This window comes from Sorangium sp. So ce363, assembly GCF_051520435.1.
Taxonomy (GTDB): Bacteria; Myxococcota_A; Polyangia; order Polyangiales; family Polyangiaceae; genus Sorangium; species Sorangium cellulosum_B.
In genome coordinates this window covers 8,022,917-8,041,608 of record NZ_CP150333.1, presented here as the reverse complement: position 1 = coordinate 8,041,608, position 18,692 = coordinate 8,022,917, and the positions used below count along the sequence as shown (strand labels likewise).

Annotated in this window: 18 protein-coding genes and 1 pseudogene; 11 read left to right on the top strand and 8 right to left on the bottom strand. The window is 71.0% G+C overall.

The features are described 5' to 3' along the window. Positions 1 to 30: 30 nt before the first annotated feature. Positions 31 to 1,107, bottom strand: a complete 1,077-nt coding sequence (locus WMF12_RS30180) for a GH12 family glycosyl hydrolase domain-containing protein (RefSeq protein WP_437850960.1) — start codon at positions 1,105 to 1,107, stop codon at positions 31 to 33. A 559-nt stretch (positions 1,108 to 1,666) separates the two neighbouring features. Here WMF12_RS30180 and WMF12_RS30175 point away from each other — a divergent pair. The 4 genes from WMF12_RS30175 (at position 1,667) to WMF12_RS30160 (ending at position 4,972) form a co-directional block, all read left to right on the top strand. After that, complete coding sequence (locus WMF12_RS30175) at positions 1,667 to 2,356, top strand: RibD family protein (RefSeq protein ID WP_437850958.1); 690 nt, start codon at positions 1,667 to 1,669, stop codon at positions 2,354 to 2,356. Between the two features lie 91 nt (positions 2,357 to 2,447). Beyond that, positions 2,448 to 3,416 (top strand): zinc-dependent alcohol dehydrogenase, encoded by a 969-nt coding sequence (locus WMF12_RS30170; RefSeq protein WP_437850956.1) that lies wholly within the window; start codon positions 2,448 to 2,450, stop codon positions 3,414 to 3,416. 19 nt (positions 3,417 to 3,435) lie between these two features. Then, positions 3,436 to 3,834, top strand: coding sequence for a 6-pyruvoyl trahydropterin synthase family protein (locus tag WMF12_RS30165; RefSeq protein ID WP_437293635.1), 399 nt, complete (start codon positions 3,436 to 3,438; stop codon positions 3,832 to 3,834). Between the two features lie 94 nt (positions 3,835 to 3,928). After that, a complete protein-coding gene (locus WMF12_RS30160; RefSeq protein ID WP_437850954.1) occupies positions 3,929 to 4,972 on the top strand; it encodes a glycosyltransferase family 4 protein in 1,044 nt (347 codons plus the stop codon). 67 nt (positions 4,973 to 5,039) lie between these two features. Here the strand turns inward: WMF12_RS30160 and WMF12_RS30155 are convergent, their stop codons facing one another. Further along, positions 5,040 to 5,918, bottom strand: coding sequence for a 1-acyl-sn-glycerol-3-phosphate acyltransferase (locus WMF12_RS30155; RefSeq protein WP_437850953.1), 879 nt, complete (start codon positions 5,916 to 5,918; stop codon positions 5,040 to 5,042). A gap of 138 nt (positions 5,919 to 6,056) precedes the next feature. Between WMF12_RS30155 and WMF12_RS30150 the strand changes: the two genes are divergently transcribed. Then, a complete protein-coding gene (locus WMF12_RS30150; RefSeq protein WP_437850951.1) occupies positions 6,057 to 7,526 on the top strand; it encodes a cytochrome P450 in 1,470 nt (489 codons plus the stop codon). 73 nt (positions 7,527 to 7,599) lie between these two features. Here WMF12_RS30150 and tpx read toward each other — a convergent pair whose 3' ends face one another. From tpx to WMF12_RS30120, 6 genes are all read right to left on the bottom strand, one after another. After that, complete coding sequence (gene tpx, locus WMF12_RS30145; RefSeq protein WP_437323736.1) at positions 7,600 to 8,094, bottom strand: thiol peroxidase; 495 nt, start codon at positions 8,092 to 8,094, stop codon at positions 7,600 to 7,602. Between the two features lie 192 nt (positions 8,095 to 8,286). Beyond that, positions 8,287 to 8,658, bottom strand: a complete 372-nt coding sequence (locus WMF12_RS30140; RefSeq protein WP_437740128.1) for a hypothetical protein — start codon at positions 8,656 to 8,658, stop codon at positions 8,287 to 8,289. A 252-nt stretch (positions 8,659 to 8,910) separates the two neighbouring features. Continuing rightward, a complete protein-coding gene (locus WMF12_RS30135; RefSeq protein WP_437850949.1) occupies positions 8,911 to 10,212 on the bottom strand; it encodes an SGNH/GDSL hydrolase family protein in 1,302 nt (433 codons plus the stop codon). 106 nt (positions 10,213 to 10,318) lie between these two features. Continuing rightward, positions 10,319 to 11,593, bottom strand: a complete 1,275-nt coding sequence (locus WMF12_RS30130; RefSeq protein ID WP_437850947.1) for a hypothetical protein — start codon at positions 11,591 to 11,593, stop codon at positions 10,319 to 10,321. Positions 11,594 to 11,948: 355 nt separating this feature from the next. Next, a complete protein-coding gene (locus WMF12_RS30125; RefSeq protein ID WP_437850945.1) occupies positions 11,949 to 13,319 on the bottom strand; it encodes an endo-1,4-beta-glucanase in 1,371 nt (456 codons plus the stop codon). 156 nt (positions 13,320 to 13,475) lie between these two features. Next, positions 13,476 to 14,015 carry a tetratricopeptide repeat protein gene (locus tag WMF12_RS30120; RefSeq protein ID WP_437850943.1) on the bottom strand — a complete coding sequence of 180 codons (540 nt, stop codon included), beginning with the start codon at positions 14,013 to 14,015 and terminating at the stop codon, positions 13,476 to 13,478. A 103-nt stretch (positions 14,016 to 14,118) separates the two neighbouring features. On the opposite strand from WMF12_RS30120, the pseudogene WMF12_RS30115 reads away from it, so the two are divergent. The 6 genes and pseudogenes from WMF12_RS30115 to WMF12_RS30090 all read left to right on the top strand — a co-directional run. After that, a pseudogene (locus WMF12_RS30115) lies at positions 14,119 to 14,241 on the top strand (phage integrase N-terminal SAM-like domain-containing protein); the annotation flags it as partial. Between the two features lie 231 nt (positions 14,242 to 14,472). Further along, the gene (locus WMF12_RS30110; protein WP_437850941.1) at positions 14,473 to 15,051 is read left to right on the top strand and encodes a DUF6000 family protein; all 579 of its coding nucleotides are present in this window, start codon (positions 14,473 to 14,475) and stop codon (positions 15,049 to 15,051) included. A 256-nt stretch (positions 15,052 to 15,307) separates the two neighbouring features. Then, on the top strand, positions 15,308 to 15,859 hold the full coding sequence (locus WMF12_RS30105) for a hypothetical protein (RefSeq protein ID WP_437850939.1): 552 nt from the start codon (positions 15,308 to 15,310) through the stop codon (positions 15,857 to 15,859). 695 nt (positions 15,860 to 16,554) lie between these two features. Next, positions 16,555 to 17,109, top strand: coding sequence for a GNAT family N-acetyltransferase (locus WMF12_RS30100; protein ID WP_437850938.1), 555 nt, complete (start codon positions 16,555 to 16,557; stop codon positions 17,107 to 17,109). A gap of 137 nt (positions 17,110 to 17,246) precedes the next feature. After that, complete coding sequence (locus WMF12_RS30095) at positions 17,247 to 17,585, top strand: hypothetical protein (protein ID WP_437850936.1); 339 nt, start codon at positions 17,247 to 17,249, stop codon at positions 17,583 to 17,585. 466 nt (positions 17,586 to 18,051) lie between these two features. Further along, a complete protein-coding gene (locus WMF12_RS30090) occupies positions 18,052 to 18,447 on the top strand; it encodes a hypothetical protein (protein ID WP_437850934.1) in 396 nt (131 codons plus the stop codon). The last annotated feature ends 245 nt before the right edge of the window (positions 18,448 to 18,692 follow it).

Here is an 18,692-nt window from a genome sequence, read left to right as displayed (position 1 = left end):
TGGGCCTGCGCGGCAAGCGAGCGGCGGCGCTCAGTTCACGTCGACGTAGAAGTCGAGGCTCTTCAGGTTCGTGATCGGGCCCTCCCAGATCTCGAACCCGACGGCGACCGCGTTGACCGTGTTGCCGGGCACGCTGATGCCGCGCGTCTGCGCGTCGCGCACGAAGTCCATCACGTCGAACTCGATCTCCGAGCTGTCTTGCCCCTCGGCGCGCACCCAGTTCACGATCGGCAGGCCGTTCACCATGCCGTTCCAGATGTTCCACTTGCCGGGGACGTTCGCGACCTCCACGCCCTGGTGCGCGGCGTTCGGCTGCCCGGCGGGCTGAAAGCGCGTCGGATCGCGCAGCCACACCATGAGATAGCCCTGGAGCTGCGTGCCGTTGCCCATCCAGATGTCGAACGCGGCGTTGTACTGGCCCTCGTTGCCATTCTTGGCCCAGCGCCAGCCGGTGCGCAGGCTCTTGATGGAGCTGCTCGGCGCCGGCAAGCCGCAGTCCGGCACCTCCCTCACCGAGTAGCGGCCGCAAAAGACCGTCGGGTACGAGGCGGGTTGCCCCATCGAGCCGGCCGAGCCGCTCATGCTCTCCACCGTGAACGACGTGCCTTCCCACGACACGGTGTGGTCGCCGAACCCGGGGCCCCAGCCGTTGGTGATGAGCACGTACGGCGTGCCGTCGCGCGAGACGAGGCCCGTTTCGTACCGCTCGCTCGATTTGCCGGAGCCCTCCATGGCGCCGTTGCCGAGCTCGGAGCCCGGGTTCGCGGTGCCGCCCGTTCCCGCCGCGGTGCTGCTCGCTTCGCCGCTACCTCCGGTACCTGCCGCCGCGCCGCCGCCGGTTCCCGCCGTGGTGCTGCCGGTGCTGCCCGCGCCGCCGGCGCCGCTGGTGACGCCGGCGCCGCTGGTGACGCCGGTGCTGCCCGAGGTCGAGCCGCCGCTGCTGCTCGCGGGGTCGCCCGTCGAGGCGCTCGCGCTCGGTAGCCCGCCAGAGCTCGCCGCTGCGCCGGGGTCTCCGTCGTCAGCGTCAGAAGATCCAGAGCAACCGGCGGCGAGAGCCGCCGCCAGCGTGAGAAGTGCAAAAGATTCGGTCAAGGTATGGGCGCGCATGGCGCGCAACATACACTTGCACACAGGCACACGGCGGTGCGCGGCATCGCCGTGCGCAAAAAAGCAGAGCGTGACTTGAACAATTGCAGCAACAGCGATGGCATCACCGCTCGACTCGAAAAGTGTGGCGTGCGCCGCGTCACGCGCTTCGTGGACTTGACGTCGCTCCGGCGACCTCGACGCTTGGCGTGTTCGCGTCGGAGCACCGCTCGACATATCGTCTTTGCGCCCATCGAGGGGCGGAGTCGCCAGAGAGACGATCGAACCGTGTCTCGCTGATCTTCATCGATGCTTCGAGTCGCCCGATGGCGCTACTGCAGCAGCGCGATCGGCGCGCCGGACGGAATGAGCTTCGGATGAGGCCGTTGAGCGCGGAGATGAACGCGTTGCTAGAAAGCGTGGAATTGGGTGATCGAGTGCTCGCGCTCCTCCCCGGTTCCCACGTTCTGGTCTAGAGTGCCGTCGTGCCCCGGAGGCTCCACTGTCGGCTCGGGACGGCGGCAAAGTCCCCTCTCCCCTGCGCGTTCGCTCGCGCCGGACGCGCACCCGCGGGCGCGCCATGAGCTTGCCGCGCCCGCGGGTCACGCTCCACTTCGCCCAGACGCTCGACGGCCGGATCGCGGCCCGGGACCAGCGCGTCATGCTCAGCACACCCGCCGGGATGGTGTGCGCCCACCGGGCGCGCGCGGAGCACGACGCGGTGCTCGTGGGGATCCGCACCGTCGTGATCGACGATCCGCGGCTGACCCTGCGCGGGTGCGAGGGGCGCCAGCCGATGCGCGTGGTGCTGGCGAGCGCCCTCGGCGTGCCGGAAGGGGCGCGCCTGCTGCAGCCGCCCGGCAGCGGGCAGCCGGCCGGCGGGCGCGTGGTCGTCTTCGGCGCGGCGGGGCGCGCGTCGCGCGCGGCGCAGGCGTGGATCGAGGAGCGCGGCGCAGAGGTGATCGTCGTGCCCGCGGACGACAGCGGCCTCGTCTCGCTGCCGCACGCGCTGGCCGAGCTGCACGCGCGCGGCGTGCGGCGGCTGCTCGTCGAGGGGGGCGGCGCCGTGCTCACCTCGTTCCTGCGCGCGCGCCTCGCCGACCGCGCGGAGGTCGAGATCGCGCCGCGCTTCCTCGGCGACACGGCGATCCCCGCGGTCGGCGCGCTGGGAGAGGCGCCGCTCGCGTCGGCGATCGACCTGCGCGAGCCGGCGGTCGAGCTCCTCGGGGGCAACGTGCTGTTGCGAGGGGAGGTGCGTTATCCCGACTGACGCGCCCGCGCCGCCCGGGGCCACCACGCCGAGCGATGCCGCCCCGCCCCTCGCCCGGGAGCTCTGGTTCGTCCGGCCAGGGCTCGTCGAGGTGCGTCCGGGGGCCCCGCCGCGCGCGCCCGGGCCCGGCGAGGTCGTGGCGCGCGCGCTCGCGTCGGGCGTGAGCCAGGGGACGGAGCTGCTGCTCTTCCGCGGCGAGGGGCCGACGCCGTTCGACCCGTCGCTCGACGCGCCCGACGCGGAATGCGCGCCGACCTACCCGCGCCGCTACGGCTACGCGTGGGTCGGCGAGGTCGTCGCCCGCGGCGAGGGCGCGGCCTTCGGGGCGGGCGACCGCGTCTTCGCGCTCGCGCCCCACGGCGATCTCCACCTGCTCGGGCCGGGCGCGGCGCGCGGCCTGCCCCGCTCGATCCCGGCCGAGCGCGCGGTGCTGGCCGCGAACCTCGAGACGGCGATCACGTGCGTGTGGGACGCGGGGGTGGGGCTCGGAGACGACGTGGTGGTGCTCGGCGGCGGGGTCGTCGGGCTGCTCATCGTGGCGCTCGCGCGGCGCGCCGGGGCCGTGGTCCGGCTCGTCGAGCCGAGCGAGCGGCGGCGCCAGGTCGGCCTCGCGCTCGGCGCCGCCGCGGCGCTCCGGCCCGAGGACGACCGGCCGCGCGGCGACGCGGACGCCGTGATCGCCGCGACCGGCCATCCGGAGGAGCTCGACCGCGCGATCGCGCACGCGGCGCGCGAGGCGACGGTGACGGTCGCGTCGTTCTACGGGGCGCGGACGAGCCCGGTCGCGCTCGGCGCGGAGTTCCACCGCCGGCGCCTGCGCCTGCGGGCGAGCCAGGTCTCGACCCTCCCGCCGGAGCGCGCCCCCCGCTGGGACCACGCGCGGCGCTTCGCGCTCGTCCGCGCCCTCCTCGAAGACCCGGCGCTCGACGCGCTGCTGGACCCGTCCGTCCCGCTCGACGCGGCGCCGTCCATGTACGCAGAGCTCGCGGCCGAGCCCGGGGCGCGACTGCAGACGGTCTTCCGGTACGGCGCACGATCGGCTACGCGAGAGGCAACCTAGAAGTCAGAGGCCCACCGCCATGTTCCTCCTCGGCGTCAGCGATCACGTGATGATCGCGCACAGCTTCTCCGATCCGTTCTTCGGCCCGGCGACCCGGATGCACGGCGCGACGTACTCCGTCGAGATCGAGATCCGCGCGAAGGCGCTCGGCCCGCACCACGTGGTCATGGACATCGGCGCGCTGCACGCGTCGCTGCGCCGGGTGCTCGACACGATCGACTACACGAACCTCGACGAGCACCCCGCCTTCCCCGGGCGCACCTCCACGACCGAGCGCGTGGCCGAGCACGTGGCCGGGCTCCTCGCCGAGGAGATCGCGAGGCTGCCCGCGGGAGAGGCGCCGCTCCCGGGATCGACGCTGAGGGTGCTCGTCCGAGAGTCGCCGTCGGCGTACGCGGGCTTCGAGCGCGACCTGTAGCGCCGGCCGCCGCGGCGTGCAGCGCGGGCGCGCGGCGGGGCTCGTTGCCGCGCGCCGCGAGGGAGGCTATCAGGCCGGGCCGCTCCCCTGACCCATGCGCATCGCCTGGATCGTCTACGGCGCCCTCGACCAGACAACGGGCGGCTACATCTACGATCGGCTCGTCGTCGAGCGGCTGCGCGCCCGGGGCGACGCCGTGGAGGTCGTGTCCCTCGATCCGGCGCCGCGGTCGCGGGCGCTCGCCGGCCTCGCCCTCGCGCGGCGCCTCGCCCGGATCGACCCCGCCGTGGTGGTCGGCGACGAGCTCTGCTTCCGGGAGCTCGGGCCGGCGTTCGCGGCGCTGCCGCGGCGGATCGCGCGCGCGCTCCTCGTGCACCACCTGAGCGCGTGGGAGCTCCCGCCCGGCCCGCGGCGCGCGGCGCTCTCGCTCGCGGAGGCGGCGGTGATCCGCCTGTGCGACGCGCACCTCGCGACGAGCGCGACGACCGCGGCGCGGCTCCGGCGCGAGCTCGGGCTCGCCCGGGTCGACGTGGCGACGCCGGGCGCGGACCGGCTCCCCTTGCTCCCCCGCGCCCGGCGGGACGGCGGCCCGCTGCAGCTCCTGTTCGTGGGGAGCTTCATCCCGCGCAAGCGGCTGCTGGAGCTCCTCGCGGCGTTCGAGCGGGTCGGGAGCGCGCATGCCACGCTCGTGCTCATCGGCGACGCGGCGCGCGACCCGGCCTACGCCGGGCGGGTGCGCCGCGCGATCGCCGGCTCCGCGTTCCTGCGGGCGCGCGTCTCGGCGCCCGGCGTGCTCGGGGACGAGGCGCTCGCGGCCGAGCTCGCGGCGGCGGACGCGCTCGTCCTGCCCTCGTCGCTGGAGGGCTACGGCATGGTGCTCACGGAGGCGGTCCGGGCCGGCGTTCCGGTGCTCGCCGCCCGCGCCGGCGCGATCGCGGAGGCGGTCCAGGACGGCGCGGAGGCGCTGCTCTGGGACGACGTCGAGGGCCCCGCGCCTGCGCTCGCCCGCTTCCTCGAGGACGGCGCTCTCCGGGCGAGCATGAGCCGCGCGGCGGCCGTCCGGGCCGCGACGCTGCCCACCTGGGACGGCACCGCGGCCGCGGTGCGCGCGGCGCTCGCGCACGCGGCGCGCGGATGAGCGGATGAGCGGATGACCGGCTCGGCGAAGAGCGGGCAGCATCGCGCCGCGCCGGGGCGCCGGGCCGTCACGCCCCCGCGAGCAGCGACGCCGCCTCGTCCTTCAGCCGTCGCGTGAGCGCCGCGTCGTCGCGGGCCCCGCCCGCCACCTCCGCCGCGTCCCGCGCCTCGCCCAGGCGAACCCGCACCTCGACGTCGTCGAAGCCCGGCAGCGCCGCTTGCAGGAGCGGCGCCAGCGTGGTGATCCCGCGGCGCTCGGCCCACCGCGTGATGGCCAGCCGCTTCGCCCGCGGCGAGTGCACCCCCGAGACGATCGCCACGGCGGCGCGCCCTCCCGCCGCCGCGGCCGCGCGCAGCAGCGCCCCGGCGCTCGGCTGCCACGCCGCGAGCAGCGCGTCGCCCTTGCCCGCGAACGCCGGATCCGCCTCGATGCGCCCCGCGGGGAAGTGCAGCAGCGCGCCCCCGCGGCGCAGGTGCCGCAGCGCGCGGCGCACGCCGGCCGACCGCGCGGCGAGCGCGAGCGCGCCGCCCTCGTCGATCGGCACGAAGAGCAGCCGCCGGCTCACGTGGGGCAGCGCCCGCAGGAACCGCCGATCGGCCGCGACGATCATGAGGTCTTCCCGGCCGAGCGCCGCCATGAGCGCGAGCGCGTCGTAGGCGCCGGGGTGGTTGGACACGACGAGCAGCGCCCCGCGCGACGGCGGCGCCGCGTCGGCCGTCCAGCGCGCCCCGAAGCCGGCGAGCGCCTCCCGCGCCGCGACGTGGAGCCCCGCCTCGCCGGTGCGCCGATCGAAGCGCGCGAGCACGCGCCCGAGCGGCCACGAAGGGACGGCGAAGGCCGCGCGCCCGGCCCGGCGCACCCACGCCGGCGCCCCGCCGAGGCCGAGCGCCTCCACCATCTCCGCGCCGGACAGGTTCGCGAGCTGTCGCTCCAGCGGCTCCGTCATGTCCGCGTCTTACTCCGTGTCGACGCCACCTCGCCAGCGCCGGCGCTCCGCCCGTCCGACATCGTCCAGCGCGGTGGGCGCGTCCTCCGTCGCCTGTCGGGTTTGCGTCGGGGCGCGCCGCCTCTGTATGAAGGGGGCATGAACGCCACGCTCCCTGCCATGGAGGACGCGATCGGCCGCGGCGACGCGGCTGCGCGCCCCCGGCGGACGCTCGCGGATCTCCCGGGGCCGCCGGGCTTGCCTGTGCTTGGCCATCTGCTCGCGCTCCACCCCGACCGCTGGCACCTCGAGTTCGAGCGGTGGTGGCGCGCCCATGGAGACCTCTTCGTCGTGCGGATGGGCCGACAGCCGGTCCTCGTCGTTGTGGACGGCGAGCTCGTGCGCGACGTGCTCCAGCGCCGGCCCGCGGTGTTCCGGCGGGTGCGCGCCATCGAGGCCGTGTCGCGCGAGGCGGACATGGTCGGCCTGTTCTCCGCGGACGGCGACGCGTGGCGGAAGCAGCGGCAGCTCATCCACCCGACGTTCCACCCGAGGCATGTCGAGGGCTTCTTCCCGAGCATCCGCGACATCACGGGCCGGCTGCGCGAGCTCTGGGCGCGGGCGGCCGACGAGCGCGCCGCCCGCGACGTGCTCGGCGATCTCATGCGTTACTCGGTCGACGTCACCTCGTCGGTCGCCTTCGGCCGCGATCTCAACACGCTGGAGCGCGGGGCGGACGCGCTCCAGGAGCACCTCCAGCGCGTGTTCCTCGGGCTGAACCGGCGGATGCTCGCGCCGCTGCCCTACTGGCGCTACCTGGGCCTGCCCGCCGACCGCGCCTACGACCGCGCCCTGGTCGCGGTGAAGCGGCTCATCCTCGATCTCGTGACCGCCGCGCGGCGCGAGCTCGAGGGCGGCGCGGACCGGCCCGCGCGCCCGCGGACGCTGCTGGAGCTCATGATCGCCGCGCGGGACGGCGAGGACCCGAGGGCGCGCCTCTCGGACGCCGAGGTCTACGCGAACGTGCTCACGATGCTGCTCGCGGGCGAGGACACCACAGCGAACACCCTCGCGTGGATCCTCTATTACCTGGGCTCGCGCCCCGACGTGCAGGCGCGCGCCCGCGAGGAGGTCGATCGCGTGCTCGGCGGCGGCCTGATCCCGACGCTGGAGCAGTGCAAGCGCCTCGAGTACACGGCCGCCGTCACGCAGGAGACGCTGCGCCTGCGCTCCGCCGCGCCGCTGCTCTTCCTCGAGGCGAACCACGACACCGCGGTGGGCGACGTGGCCGTGCCCGCTGGCGCCGGCGTCGTGGCGCTCACGCGCGCGACGGGGAGGAAACCCGAATATTTCGGCGATCCGGAGTCGTTTCGCCCCGAGCGCTGGCTCGGGGGCGCGCCGTCGACGCTACCCCACGAGCCGAGGATGGCGCTCGCGTTCGGCGGCGGGCCGCGCGTCTGCCCGGGGCGCGCGATGGCGCTCCTGGAGTGCGCGGTGACGGTCGGCATGGTGCTCCGGAGCTTCACGGTGCACCTCGCGGATCACACCGCGCCGGTGCGGGAGCGGATGGCGTTCGCGATGCAGCCGGAGGGGCTGCGCATCCGGTTCACGAAGCGCGCGAGCGCGTGAGATCACGAGGCGCGCCAGCGCGTGAGATCACGAGGCGCTCGCGCGCGGGGCGGCCAGGCGCCGGCGCTCCGGCTCACTGCACCTTGGCGAGGGCCGCGTCGTAATCGGGCTCCTGCGCGATCTCCGGGACGAGCTCGACGTGGAGCACCTTGTTCTGCTCGTCGAGCACGAGGACCGAGCGCGCGAGCAGGCCGGCGAGCGGCCCGTCGACGAGCGTGACGCCGTACTTCTGGCCGAAATCTCCCCGGAACGTCGACAGGCCTTCCGCGTTCGAGATTCCCTCGGACGCGCAGAAGCGGGTGTGCGCGAACGGCAGGTCCGCCGAGATGTTGAGCACCGTCACGCCCGGGAGCTTCTCGGCGCGCTCGTGGAACGTGCGCACGGATCTCGCGCAGACCGGGGTGTCGACGCTCGGGAAGATGTTGAGGATCTTCTTGCCCGAGTAAGACGAGAGCTTGCGCTCGGAGAGGTCGGTCTTCACGAGCGTGAAGTCGGGGGCGGTCGCACCGACGGACGGCAGCTCGCCGGCGGTGTGGATGGGGCTTCCCTTGAACTTGGTCTGAGCCATGGTCACATCCTCCTCTGTGCTCTGTGCAGCTGTGCGGCAGCGCCTCTCGTAGGCGCGCCGAGGGCGGACGCCAAGCAGAACCAGCCAGACCGCCTCGGTCGGAGCTCCGCTCCTCTGGCGCGCGGGCGTTGCGCTGGCCGGGTGGTCTTGCCCGGGCGAGCGTCGATCGCCCGCGCGCCGAGGAACGCGCGATCAGCGGAGGGGCGAGCGATGCACCAGCGGAAACGGCTCGATCTCGCCGTCATCGGGGTTCGTGGAGTCCCTGCTGTACCCGATCTCCTGTGCTTCCGTCGTGATGACGAAGGGGCCCCCGATCTCCTCCGGCTCCATCCTGTCTTCGTAATCTTCGGTGGTGTCGCCCCTGCCCGATGTCGCCGAGGCGACGTACTGCTCGGCGATCTGCTCGGCGAGCTCGTCGACCACCTCTGTGGGGCCGTCTCCCGGGTCGGGGATGAACGCATCTCGGCTCTCCGCGCGCCCGGCGCTCCTGCGCGCCGCCTCCATGAAATCATGGCTGTGATGCCTGCTGGTGGCCCGCAGGGAGCTGTCTCGCTTGGTCTGCATGGATGATCTCCTCGCTCAGCGGCGCGCTCTCACGCGCTCTCGGCGCCGCCGCCCTTCCGCTGTTCTGATGGCGAGAGATGCACCGCGTGTACCATGACTCTGGATGGCCGATCCGCGCGCGCCGCGGCGAGCGGATGGGACCGGCGCTCGCTGCCTGCGAGGTGTGCGCTGCGCTTGCGTGGGATGCGTGGTGCGTCGTGCCACAGCGGCCGCGATGGGCCGGTGGCACGATGCCCCGGCCCTGCGCCGCCCTCACCAGTCGAGCTCTTCGCGGATGGCCTCCGCGAGCTGCTGGGCCATGAGCGCGTTCGTCTTGACGCTCGGGTGGTAGTCGCAGCCGAGCCCGTTCGCCGCGCCGTCCTGCGCAGGGAACTCGAGGACGCGCACCTTGTCGTCGCCGCTGTCGTTCCGGTCCTCCACCACCTGGCCGATGTAGGCGCGCGCCCTGGTGAGCGCCTGGGCGCCTTCCGGGTACGAGTCGCTCAGCATGGGCCCGATGGTGCAGAAGATGAACGCGTCCGGATAGTTCGTTCTGACCGTCTCGACGAGGCCCGCGTAGGCATCGGTGAACGGCGCGCGGAACTGGGCGTCGCCCGGGACGTTGATGCTGAAGTCGTTCGTGCCCAGGTTGATCACCACGACCTGCGGCACCCAGGACGAGAAGTCCCATGCGGGCTGCTCCTCGTCGGCGATCGTCCGGCCGTAGATCTCGGGCATCGTGGGCGCGACTTCACCGTCGTAGTTCCGGTACACGCCTCTGCCGGACCAGGCGACGATCGTTGTGTCGGCCCCGACGAGCCGGCCTGTCAGGGCGCTGTAGGCGAGGTAGTTGTTCTCCGTATCGCTCGTGAACGGGCAAGTCTCGTTGGCGCCGTCGACGCCGTAGCCGGCGGAGATCGAGTCGCCGATCACCTCGATCCGGCGCGCGGGCGCCGCCGGGACCGGCAGGAGCGCCTCGCCCTGCTCCGGGACGAACTCGAGGAACTGCGACACGCCGACCAGCGGCTCCGTACGGCGGTGGAGCACGAGGTCGTGCTCGCCGTCGGGCAGCCCTTCTGCGACCGTGTAGAGATCCTCCTCGCTGTTGACCTTGAGGACGCCCTTCGCCTCGCCGTCGATCACCACCTGGAAGAAGTTGGATTGCGCCGCGGTCGACTCGTCGTTGAAGCGGACGCCGATCGACGTCCCCGAGAACCGCGTGACGATCGCGCTGCCGGCCCAGGAGAAGCGGGGGCCCTCGGCGTTCGTCGTATCGAAGCGCCCGATGAAGCGGATGGTGTCGCCGGAGGGGTCTCCGCCGCCGGCGCCGCTCGTGCTCGACGAGGACGAGGTCGTGCCGGGATCCGCGCCACCGCCGCCACCGCCGCCTTCGCCCGTGCCGCCGCCGTCGCCGCCTGTGCCGGAGGCGCTGCTCGAGGTGGATGAGCCACCGCCCGAGCCCGTCGTTCCACCCGTTGAATTCGAGTCGTCGTCACCGCACCCGGCCAGCGCCGACCAGGCGATGCAGCAGATGGAAGCGAGCCTCGGGAGATTGGAGTAAGCTTGTCGTTTCATGCGCGCGAGGATGCTCTAGGTCCGTGGCGCGGACAACTCCAATCTCCTCCTGCGCGCAGGGGCAGACACCGCAGCGCGGGCGTCGAGCTGTGGAGATCGGTTGATCTCAGTTCCAGGTCCGGTCCTGGCGCTGGTACCTGGAGCGGCCGCCGTCCTCGGCGGGGGAGCGCTCGTGGCCCTGGCCGTGCGAGGCGCGCACGTCGTCGCGCTCGTGGACGCGGGTCGAGTATCCCTGCGGGATCTCGTCGCCCATGAAGCGGCCGAACCCGGGCCGGCGCTCCGGGCGATTGTAGATGCCGCCGTATTCGCTGCGTTCCTCGCTGCGGCCGCGGCCCTCGCGCTCCTCGCCGCGGCCCTGGTATCCGCGACCGTGGTCGCCTCGAACGTCATGGTGGCCAGGGGCGTTTCTCTCGTCGCCGCCTCGATATCGATCCTGGTCCTCGCCGCGCCCGTAGCCGTGGCTGCGACGCTGATCCTCGCGGCCCAGGTGGTCGCCTCGTGTGTTGCCGCGGCCCTGGTAGCGCTCGCGGTCCTGGTAATCGTCTCGCCCGTAGTCGCGGCCCTGGTAGCGCTCGCGGCCCTGGTAGTCGTCTCGCGCATAGCCGCGGCCCTGATAGTCGTCTCGTGCATAGCCGCGGCCCTGGTAGTCGTCTCGTGCATAGCCGCGGCCCTGATAGTCGTCTCGCGCATAGCCGCGGCCCTGATGATCGTCTCGCGCATAGCCGCGGTCCCGGTCGTCGTCTCGCCCGTGGTCGTCGCCCTGGTAGCGCCGGCTCTGGCCCTCCTCGTCGCGGCCGCGGTCGTGGCGGCCGTAGGCGCCGCGGCCCTGGTCCTCGTCCGGTCCGGAGAAGCCGCGGCCCGCGTCGCGGCCGTAATAGCCGCGGTTCTCGTCGCGCCCTCGCTGCACGGAGCCGAACCCTCTTCGCTCGTCCTCGGCGCCCCGCCCGCTGAAGTGATCGTCACGCCCGCCGATCCGCTCCCACGAGGGGCTGTCCTGTCCGTAGGCGCGGCGCTGCTCGGGCTCGCGGTAGCCGTACGCGCCGGCGCCACCCTGCTCCTGCCAGCGCCTCTCGGAGCCGCCGCGGTCGTCCCGTGCGTGCTGGCCGCCCGCCCTCCACGGGTCTCTGCCGTCTCCCCGCGCTTGCTGATCGTACGGCCGCGGCAGCTGGCCCAGCTCTGCCTGCCGGCTGCCGCCGCTCTGGTTCGCGTAGTTGCCGCGGCTGTACGACCCTCGCTCGAACGCGTCGCGGTCCCCCTCGTGACCGCGGAATCCGCGCTGATCGTCGTCCCGCGGCGCGCGCCACCGCTCGTCCCGGTGACGCCAGTCGTCGCGCGGCCCCTCGTCACGGAAATCCCGGCCCTCGTAGCGATCTCGTGCCATCTCGCTCTCCCTCCTCTGGGTGCTGGTGAACGACTCTCGAGCCTCACGAAGGCGGTCACCTCCGTGAGCAGCGGGCTCACCCGTTTCCGCCCGTTCAGCAACCGACGTGCCCAGTTGAAACCCGGTCGAGGGGAGAGGAGCGCCGGCGCCCCGACAGACGGCCTCGCGGCCGGATCGCGCCGCCGCGCGACAATGCGCCACACGCTGGGGCAAGCTGTCACGCTGGCGCGGCTCGTGTCGTCGAGGACGAGCTCGCTGGGCCGGCTCAGCGGCCCAGCTCGGATCCGGGGCAGGGAAGCGGGGAACAGGGAAGCAGGGAAGATGAGCACCGCAGGCAGCGGCGCTCACCCGGCGCTCAGTAGCGCGTCTCGCAGGGGTGCTGATCGGCGAACGCCTTCACGGCGGTCTTGTTGGACGACCACGAGAAGTTCGGATCGGTGATCGACCACGAGAGCGCGCCCGCATACCCCATGTTGTAGAGGTCGCCGACGAACTTGTCGTAGCGCACGTCCATCTCGGCCATGTTGATGGGGAACTCGCCCATCACGACCGGCTTGTCCGTGAGGCCGTACTCGGAGAGGGGCTTGTTGTACGGGAAGTAATCGTTGACCCAGCCGTACATGTGGACCTGGTAGAAGTCGACGTCCGAGCGCGTCCACGCCTGACCCCACTTGATGGCGGCGCTGCCGACGCTCACGGGCGCGCCGGTCTCTCCCCTCAGCACGGCGGCCGATTCCTTGGCGAGCGCTTCCATCTGCTGGTGTGTGACGAGATCGAACTTGCTGGAGTCCCCCTCGAACGCCGGGTCGCCGCCGTAGAGGCTCGGCCCGGTCATCGCCCACTCGGGCTCGTTGATGACGTCCCAGGCCAGCATCCGGTCGCGGTGCGGGCTCGACGCCACCGTCCGAGCGATGGGGCGGACGACGTTCTCGATGAGCTTGGCGCGCCGGCCCGCGTCCGCGACGATGGGCCCCATGCTCGCGACCGACAGGCCGTTCGGCGGGTTGTGCGATGTCTTGTAGAAGCCATCGAAGGAGAACAGCGTGAACATCACGTTGACCTGCGCCTGGTCCGCGAGCTCGAGCGCCGCCAGGATGTCCTGCGTCGAGGTGCCGCCGAGCCCGGTCGGGTTGCCCTGTCCATCGAAGTTGATCTGGTCCCCGTAGAAGCGGGGGTAGATCCACCAGCGGACCACGTCCACGCCGTTGGCGCGCATGTCCTGCAGGTCGGCGAGCACCTGGCTCTTCTTGCCCGAGATGCCCGCCTGGCTCCACTTGGACTGACCGCCGAAATCGGCGCCGAAGTCGCGCCAGGCGTAGTTCACGCCGTACATGAAGCGAAGGCGGCAGGCGATCTCGACCCCTGCCTCGAACGGACATTCGTCCTCGTCGGCGCCGGCGCATTCGCTGGGCTCTCCCCCGCTGCTGGTGCTGCTGCCGGCCACGGGATCGCCGCTGCCCGTGCTCGCGGGCCCGCCGGTGGGCTCGCCGGCGCCCGCGCCGGAGCCCGTGGGTGTGCCGGCGCCCGCGCCGGAGCTCGCCGGTGTGCCGGCGCCCGCGCCAGAGCTCGCCGGTGTGCCGGCGCCCGAGGAGTTGCTCCCGGCGGGGCCGCTGTCCCCCGCTTCGCCGCCGGCGCCGCCCTCGCCGCCGCCGTCCGATCCGTCGCCACAACCGAATCCAGCCACGGAGAGCTGGAGAACCCCGACAAGAAGAAGCCAGTTGCGCATGCCCGATTATCACCAGAAACGCGCGCCGGACCAGCCCGAATTCTTAATCGGTTCAGTGACTCACTGCGCAACGTTCTGCTCTTGCTACAAGATCGTGGTCGCAGCGGCCCTGATGAAGATCACGTGAACTTCGAAGGGCACCCGCGGTATCGCCGCTTACCTGGACGGCCCGCGCGGCCTCGGGTGGATCCCCATGTACGCGGCCGCACTCTTCGCCGAGGGATCGTCCGGGTAGCGCTCGATGAGGTCTTCCGCGAGGCTGCGGGCCTGGCCGATCCGGTCCAGGCGCACGAGCGCCCGCACGCGGAGCAGGCCGCGTTCGGCGGCGCGGGGGCTGTCGCCGAAGTCGCGCGACGCCTCGTCGTCGAGCCGGAGCACCTCCTCGGGGTTGCTCGTCAAGGCGGCGCGCATGCGGTCGATGATGCTGGCCTCGGGGTCGGTGTCCGGCGCCGGCTCCGACTCCTGTGCTCCGGCGCTCACGGTGGCAGCGGCCGGCGGGGGGGCGGGGGGGACGACGGGCGCCTCGTCGCGGCGCTGCGGCTGGCGGGCTGCGCGGGACTCGGCGCTCGGCGGGCGCGCGTTCGGCGCGGGGCGCTCGTCGCGATCCACGAAGAGGAAGGCCACCGCGGCGAGCGCGGCGACGGGAAGGCCGATGAGCAGCGCGCGGCGAGCGCCGGACGGTCGGGGGGCGTCCACGGCGGCGAACGTAGCGCGGAGGAGCGGCCGGCGGTAGCGGGCGGAGCGAGCGGAGAGCAAAGGAAGTGGAGAGCCGCCGAGGTGCGATGGCCGCCGCCGTCCGCGCGACCTCGGGCCGGCCCACGTCGAGGCGTTCCTCACGCGACTGGCGACCGACCAGCACGTCGGCGCCTCGACGCAGCGCCAGGCCCTCGCCGCCATCAACTTCCTCTACACCCACGTCCTCGCCCTCCCCCTCGAACGGCACGTCGATTTCACCCGAGCGAAGCGCCCCGCGCGCCGCTGCCAACGGTGTTGGACAGGTCTACCCTGTGGCGCTGGACGGCATTTGGGCCTTGCAGCGCAGCGCCGACACGTGAGATTTCTCGTGAGGGGGGCACAAAAAGCGACGAGCTGGACAGACCTGGTCTGCCGGCTTCGGTTGGCCAGTCGATTGATAGTTAGCCGGACTTTCCCGATGGACGCTTGGTCAAGGTACGGATCTCCACTCTACCTGCTCCTTCTGCACGCGAATTTCCTCGACGAGCCGCCGGAGCGGCGGCATGCGTTCGCGCAGCAGTTCTTGGATGCGGCGACGTCTCTCCCCGATCGCGAGCTTGGCTACTGGCTCAACGGATCGTGGCGCGAGCAGCTGACGGCGGCATGGATCATCGCGGCCCGTCGGCTCCCCGCGTTTCGAGGCGTGATCGGCGAGAGACTGCTCGCCAGCGCGACCTGCTATGCGGGACAGGGCTTCTCTGTCGCGACCGCGCGCTACCAGGATCTACCTGCATCCGATGCGCTGACGCTCTACCTCCAGTCGTACTTGCCGGTCGGTGATCGCGAGTACGATCAAGAGTGGGCTGTGGGATCCTTGGTATGGCTCGACGCTCGCCTGGCCGCGAATCGCGCGGCGCCCTTTCTGAAGGCTCCTGAGCTCTGGAGAGTATCCGAGCACGGCCGGGAGTTGGGTGCCTTGGATCCAGGACGCGGCGTGGCGCGGGTAGCGCGTGCCATGGCCTTCCTGGACGACCTCGGCGCCAGCGAGGTCAGCTGATGCGCGCGCGCGTGGTCCGCTGGCCGCGCGTGCGCACGTCCCCTTCGGAGCGCCGTTGGCCTTGCGCCAGGCGTTCACGGTCTTGACGCCAGGAGTCCGCGCTGTCTACTGGGGGAGCCGGCTAACAAGCGGCTGGCGCTGACGGTCCGGGCTGCCGAGCGGAGCGAGGTTGCCCGGCCCGCAGCACACCCGCAGAATTTGATCGGGCCGCAGGATGACCCAAGTTGTTTGGCAGCCGCTACGAGGCACCCGGCAAATGAATCAGGCGGAGCTCGGCGAAGAAGACCTTTGGCTCGCTTTGGACGAGCGTCGCACCGATGCGGAGCGCGCCTTCATCACAGAGATGTCGCGTCGGGCCTTGGCGTGGCGCAGCTTGGGCGTAACCAGCGACGATCTCCTCGGCACGGCTGAACAGTTCGTTGTGCTGATGCTCGACGTCTCCGCGGACGGAAACGTCCTCCGAACGCTCCGGGTCGATTTTCACGAATCACGAGTTGTGATTGGAGAGGATGAGACAAAGCAAGCCGCTACAGACCTGGACGAGGAGAATCCACGCGTGCTCGTGGTCAAAGATGGGTCGCCCGTGGCGCTCGCGACCGCTGCTGCCGACTGGATGGAACGGGAGATTGTGCGGCCTATCGAACGTCACGAATGGGTGGGAGAAGGCTTCTGTCACCAGAGATATGTGTTGTCGGACACCGGAGAGCTCCTGTGCTGGTCGGACTCCCACAACCAGAAGAGGCCCGATTTGGGTCCACCAGCCAGGACTGTCACCGTGCGAAGCTACCATGTCAAACGTCGCGGCTGATTGCTCGCAAGGCGAACACAGCGAGCCGGCGCGTGACCGGATGATGCGCGATGCGACGACGGAATCTTGCGAGCCCGCGCGCTCGCCGATCCAGCGGGGCGCGCTGGCGGGGTCGCCTCGGCGCTCGTGGCTCCGCGCACCACGCATCGCGCGCAGGTCGAGTCGAGCGCCTCACCGGCGAAACACGCGTGACGCCCTTGACCAGCGCGTCGGTTTGCTCTTCGTCTTCCCCGGCCATGAAGCTCGTCATCCGCTCCGCTGGCGTCTGGGGGCATGCCAATCTCCGGACGTGGGCGCCCGACGATCCCGACGCGTTCGCCGAGGTCGTGATGCTGGACATCGGGCCCAGAAACGGGGCGAGGCCGAGACGTGGCCCGCATGCGTCGAGAACCTCCGGCGTTACTTCGCCTGGGAGTACGAGAGCTACCGGGAACCGTGACACGGCGCGCGCTCTCCTGTTCGCCCCCGCTCCTCGTCGCAGCGCTGGCGCTCGGCGCGTGCGGCGGCTCCTCCTGCCTGCCGCCCCGTCGGCGCTCGCGGCCGCCCGGCGGCATGCCCACCCCGCCCGGCCTGCGACGTCGCGCCGCCGGCTGCGATGCGGCCCAACAGGCTGCTGCTGCCGGCGGCGCTTCGCGACGCGGCGCACCGGCATTGCGCTCGGCAGGCTGGCGTCGTCGCGACGTGTTGAGGAAGAGATGAATATATCCATCATTGACGCATGGCGCACGCAGGAAGCGCGTGAGTTCTTCCGGAACGTTTGGCCCATGTATGTCCACGAGATCTCCGGCTTCGATACGAACTTCTACGTTCTGGACGAGACCGGTCGATGGCAACCGGACATCGTCAACGATTGGGTCTCAAGCGTGACACCGCCCGGCAACCTGCGAACTCCGCAGTCGGAGCAAGACCCGATGCAGCCGTTCCAGCGAGCGCACGTCATTGCAAGCGACACCCGACCGATCGGGTTCGTATGTGTTGGCCTACGACCGTTCAAATACATGCCGGACGACGTCGATTCCAGCATCGAGGAGTTCTTCTTGACCCACGGGAGCCGTGGCACCGGCGCGGGCCGACATGCGCTCCAGTTGCTGATCCATCGGTATCCGGGGCGGTGGCACCTCCGTGCCATACATGACAACGCTCGGGCGATCCGATTCTGGACCAAGACGCTTCCGCTCCTTGGAGTGCGAGATCTTCGAACACGGCACGAGAGCGGCGATGTAACCTGGCGGTTCGTGGCAGAGGGGTGAATCGCGCCGGGCTGCCGAACTATCGAATGAACCCGGAGACGCTTCGCGTCTCGGGTTGTTCGATCGTTGGCCGGCCGGTCCCGGCCCCGTACCGCCTGAACGTCGAGGGGGGGTCCTCGCCGAGGAGGAGAACGTCGATGGCAGATTCGCTCAACCCGTACCAGGATTTTGCCGCCTGCCACCCGAAGTTGCGGGAAGCGGTGTCTGAGGTCGTCGCCTACTGGGAGCCCGATGAGGTCCCGATGACGGTCGGCTTGCGCGCGTCGTCTCACGTCTGGGAGCCGATGCGCGAGCATACATTCGGGCCTGGGATGCATTCACTGGAACGACGACCCCGGGCGTCACGTAGTGATGCTAATGGCCATGAAGGTAGTGTCTCGATGCGCATCGCGAGGCCCGTACGGGTTCTGACGTTCGCACCTTTCAAGGCAGATATGCTGGCCTTTGCGCCGGTTTGTTCGAGGACAGAGAAATGAAATGGACGATCTTTCTGGAGGAGTACGCGAAGCACACGGCGCTCAACCTGGGGCAAGTGATGCAAGGCGTCCGATATTTCCATTCTCATCCGGACTGTGATGAGGTCGCGGCGCGAGGGACGTTGAAGCACTGTTTCTTGTCGATGTCCCTTCGCGCGAGGCGGGTTGCGAACGACCTCTTCTTTTCGGTGATCCCACCTCACTGGCATCATACGCCAGACGAGCTTCACGGGATGCGAGCGATCCGGATCAAAAAGTGGTTCTTCTGTGGATACTCTGCCTGGAGATTCGACGAGTCCGGGGAGGTCAAAACTGATATTGACGAAAGAGAGGATCGAAGATGGGATCCGCGATGCCGAAAACCACAGACTTGACGTGTGGAGCGCCTGACGCTCGGCTTCAGCGGACGTCGCTTCGCGCCGCCGCTGAAGCCGAGCGTCAGGCAGACGACTTGCCCGGAGCGCCAATGAGTGTCGGTTATATTCTGGTCAACTTTTTCGCCCGCGAGACAGTCGATTTTGTGCACGTGGGGGCGAGTTCCCTGCGCGAACTCGCGGGGTCTCCGGCTGCCGCCGCGATCACCACCTGGTACCTGCTTCACCACCTCGGCGACCAAATTGCATTTGTTTCGGACACCTACGATGACTGGCCCTTCCCGGGCTCGAAGTCAGATCTTGCATCCTTTCCGGATGCGACGGACCGAACGATCTCAGCCCTGATTCTGGCCGGAATCCTGGCCGATCGGGGGCGCGTGTTCGTGGACGAGGACGAACCCGAGCATGTCTATGTGCGAGACTTGAGGAACGTTTGGTTCGAAGCACCGGCGGACGCTGCGAGCGTGACCCGGCGCTCGCAGGAGTGACAGCTCGTGCAGCCCAACGAGCCGCTGAACCTGACACCGGGGCCGTGGTGAGGTCGTCTCGACCGGTGTGCCTACGGCACATCGGTCTGCCGGCGTCTGTCCTCTGCGGTGAGCTCGCGGTATCCTTGAGCCCGGTGCATGTTAGCGCCGCTGTTGGCCGGGCGGGGGACCGTGGGCCGCCTGAGCGGAGCCGCACCGCGGGTGAGCATTCCGCCTCACCCGAGAGGCTGGGAAGGCTGCGCGGA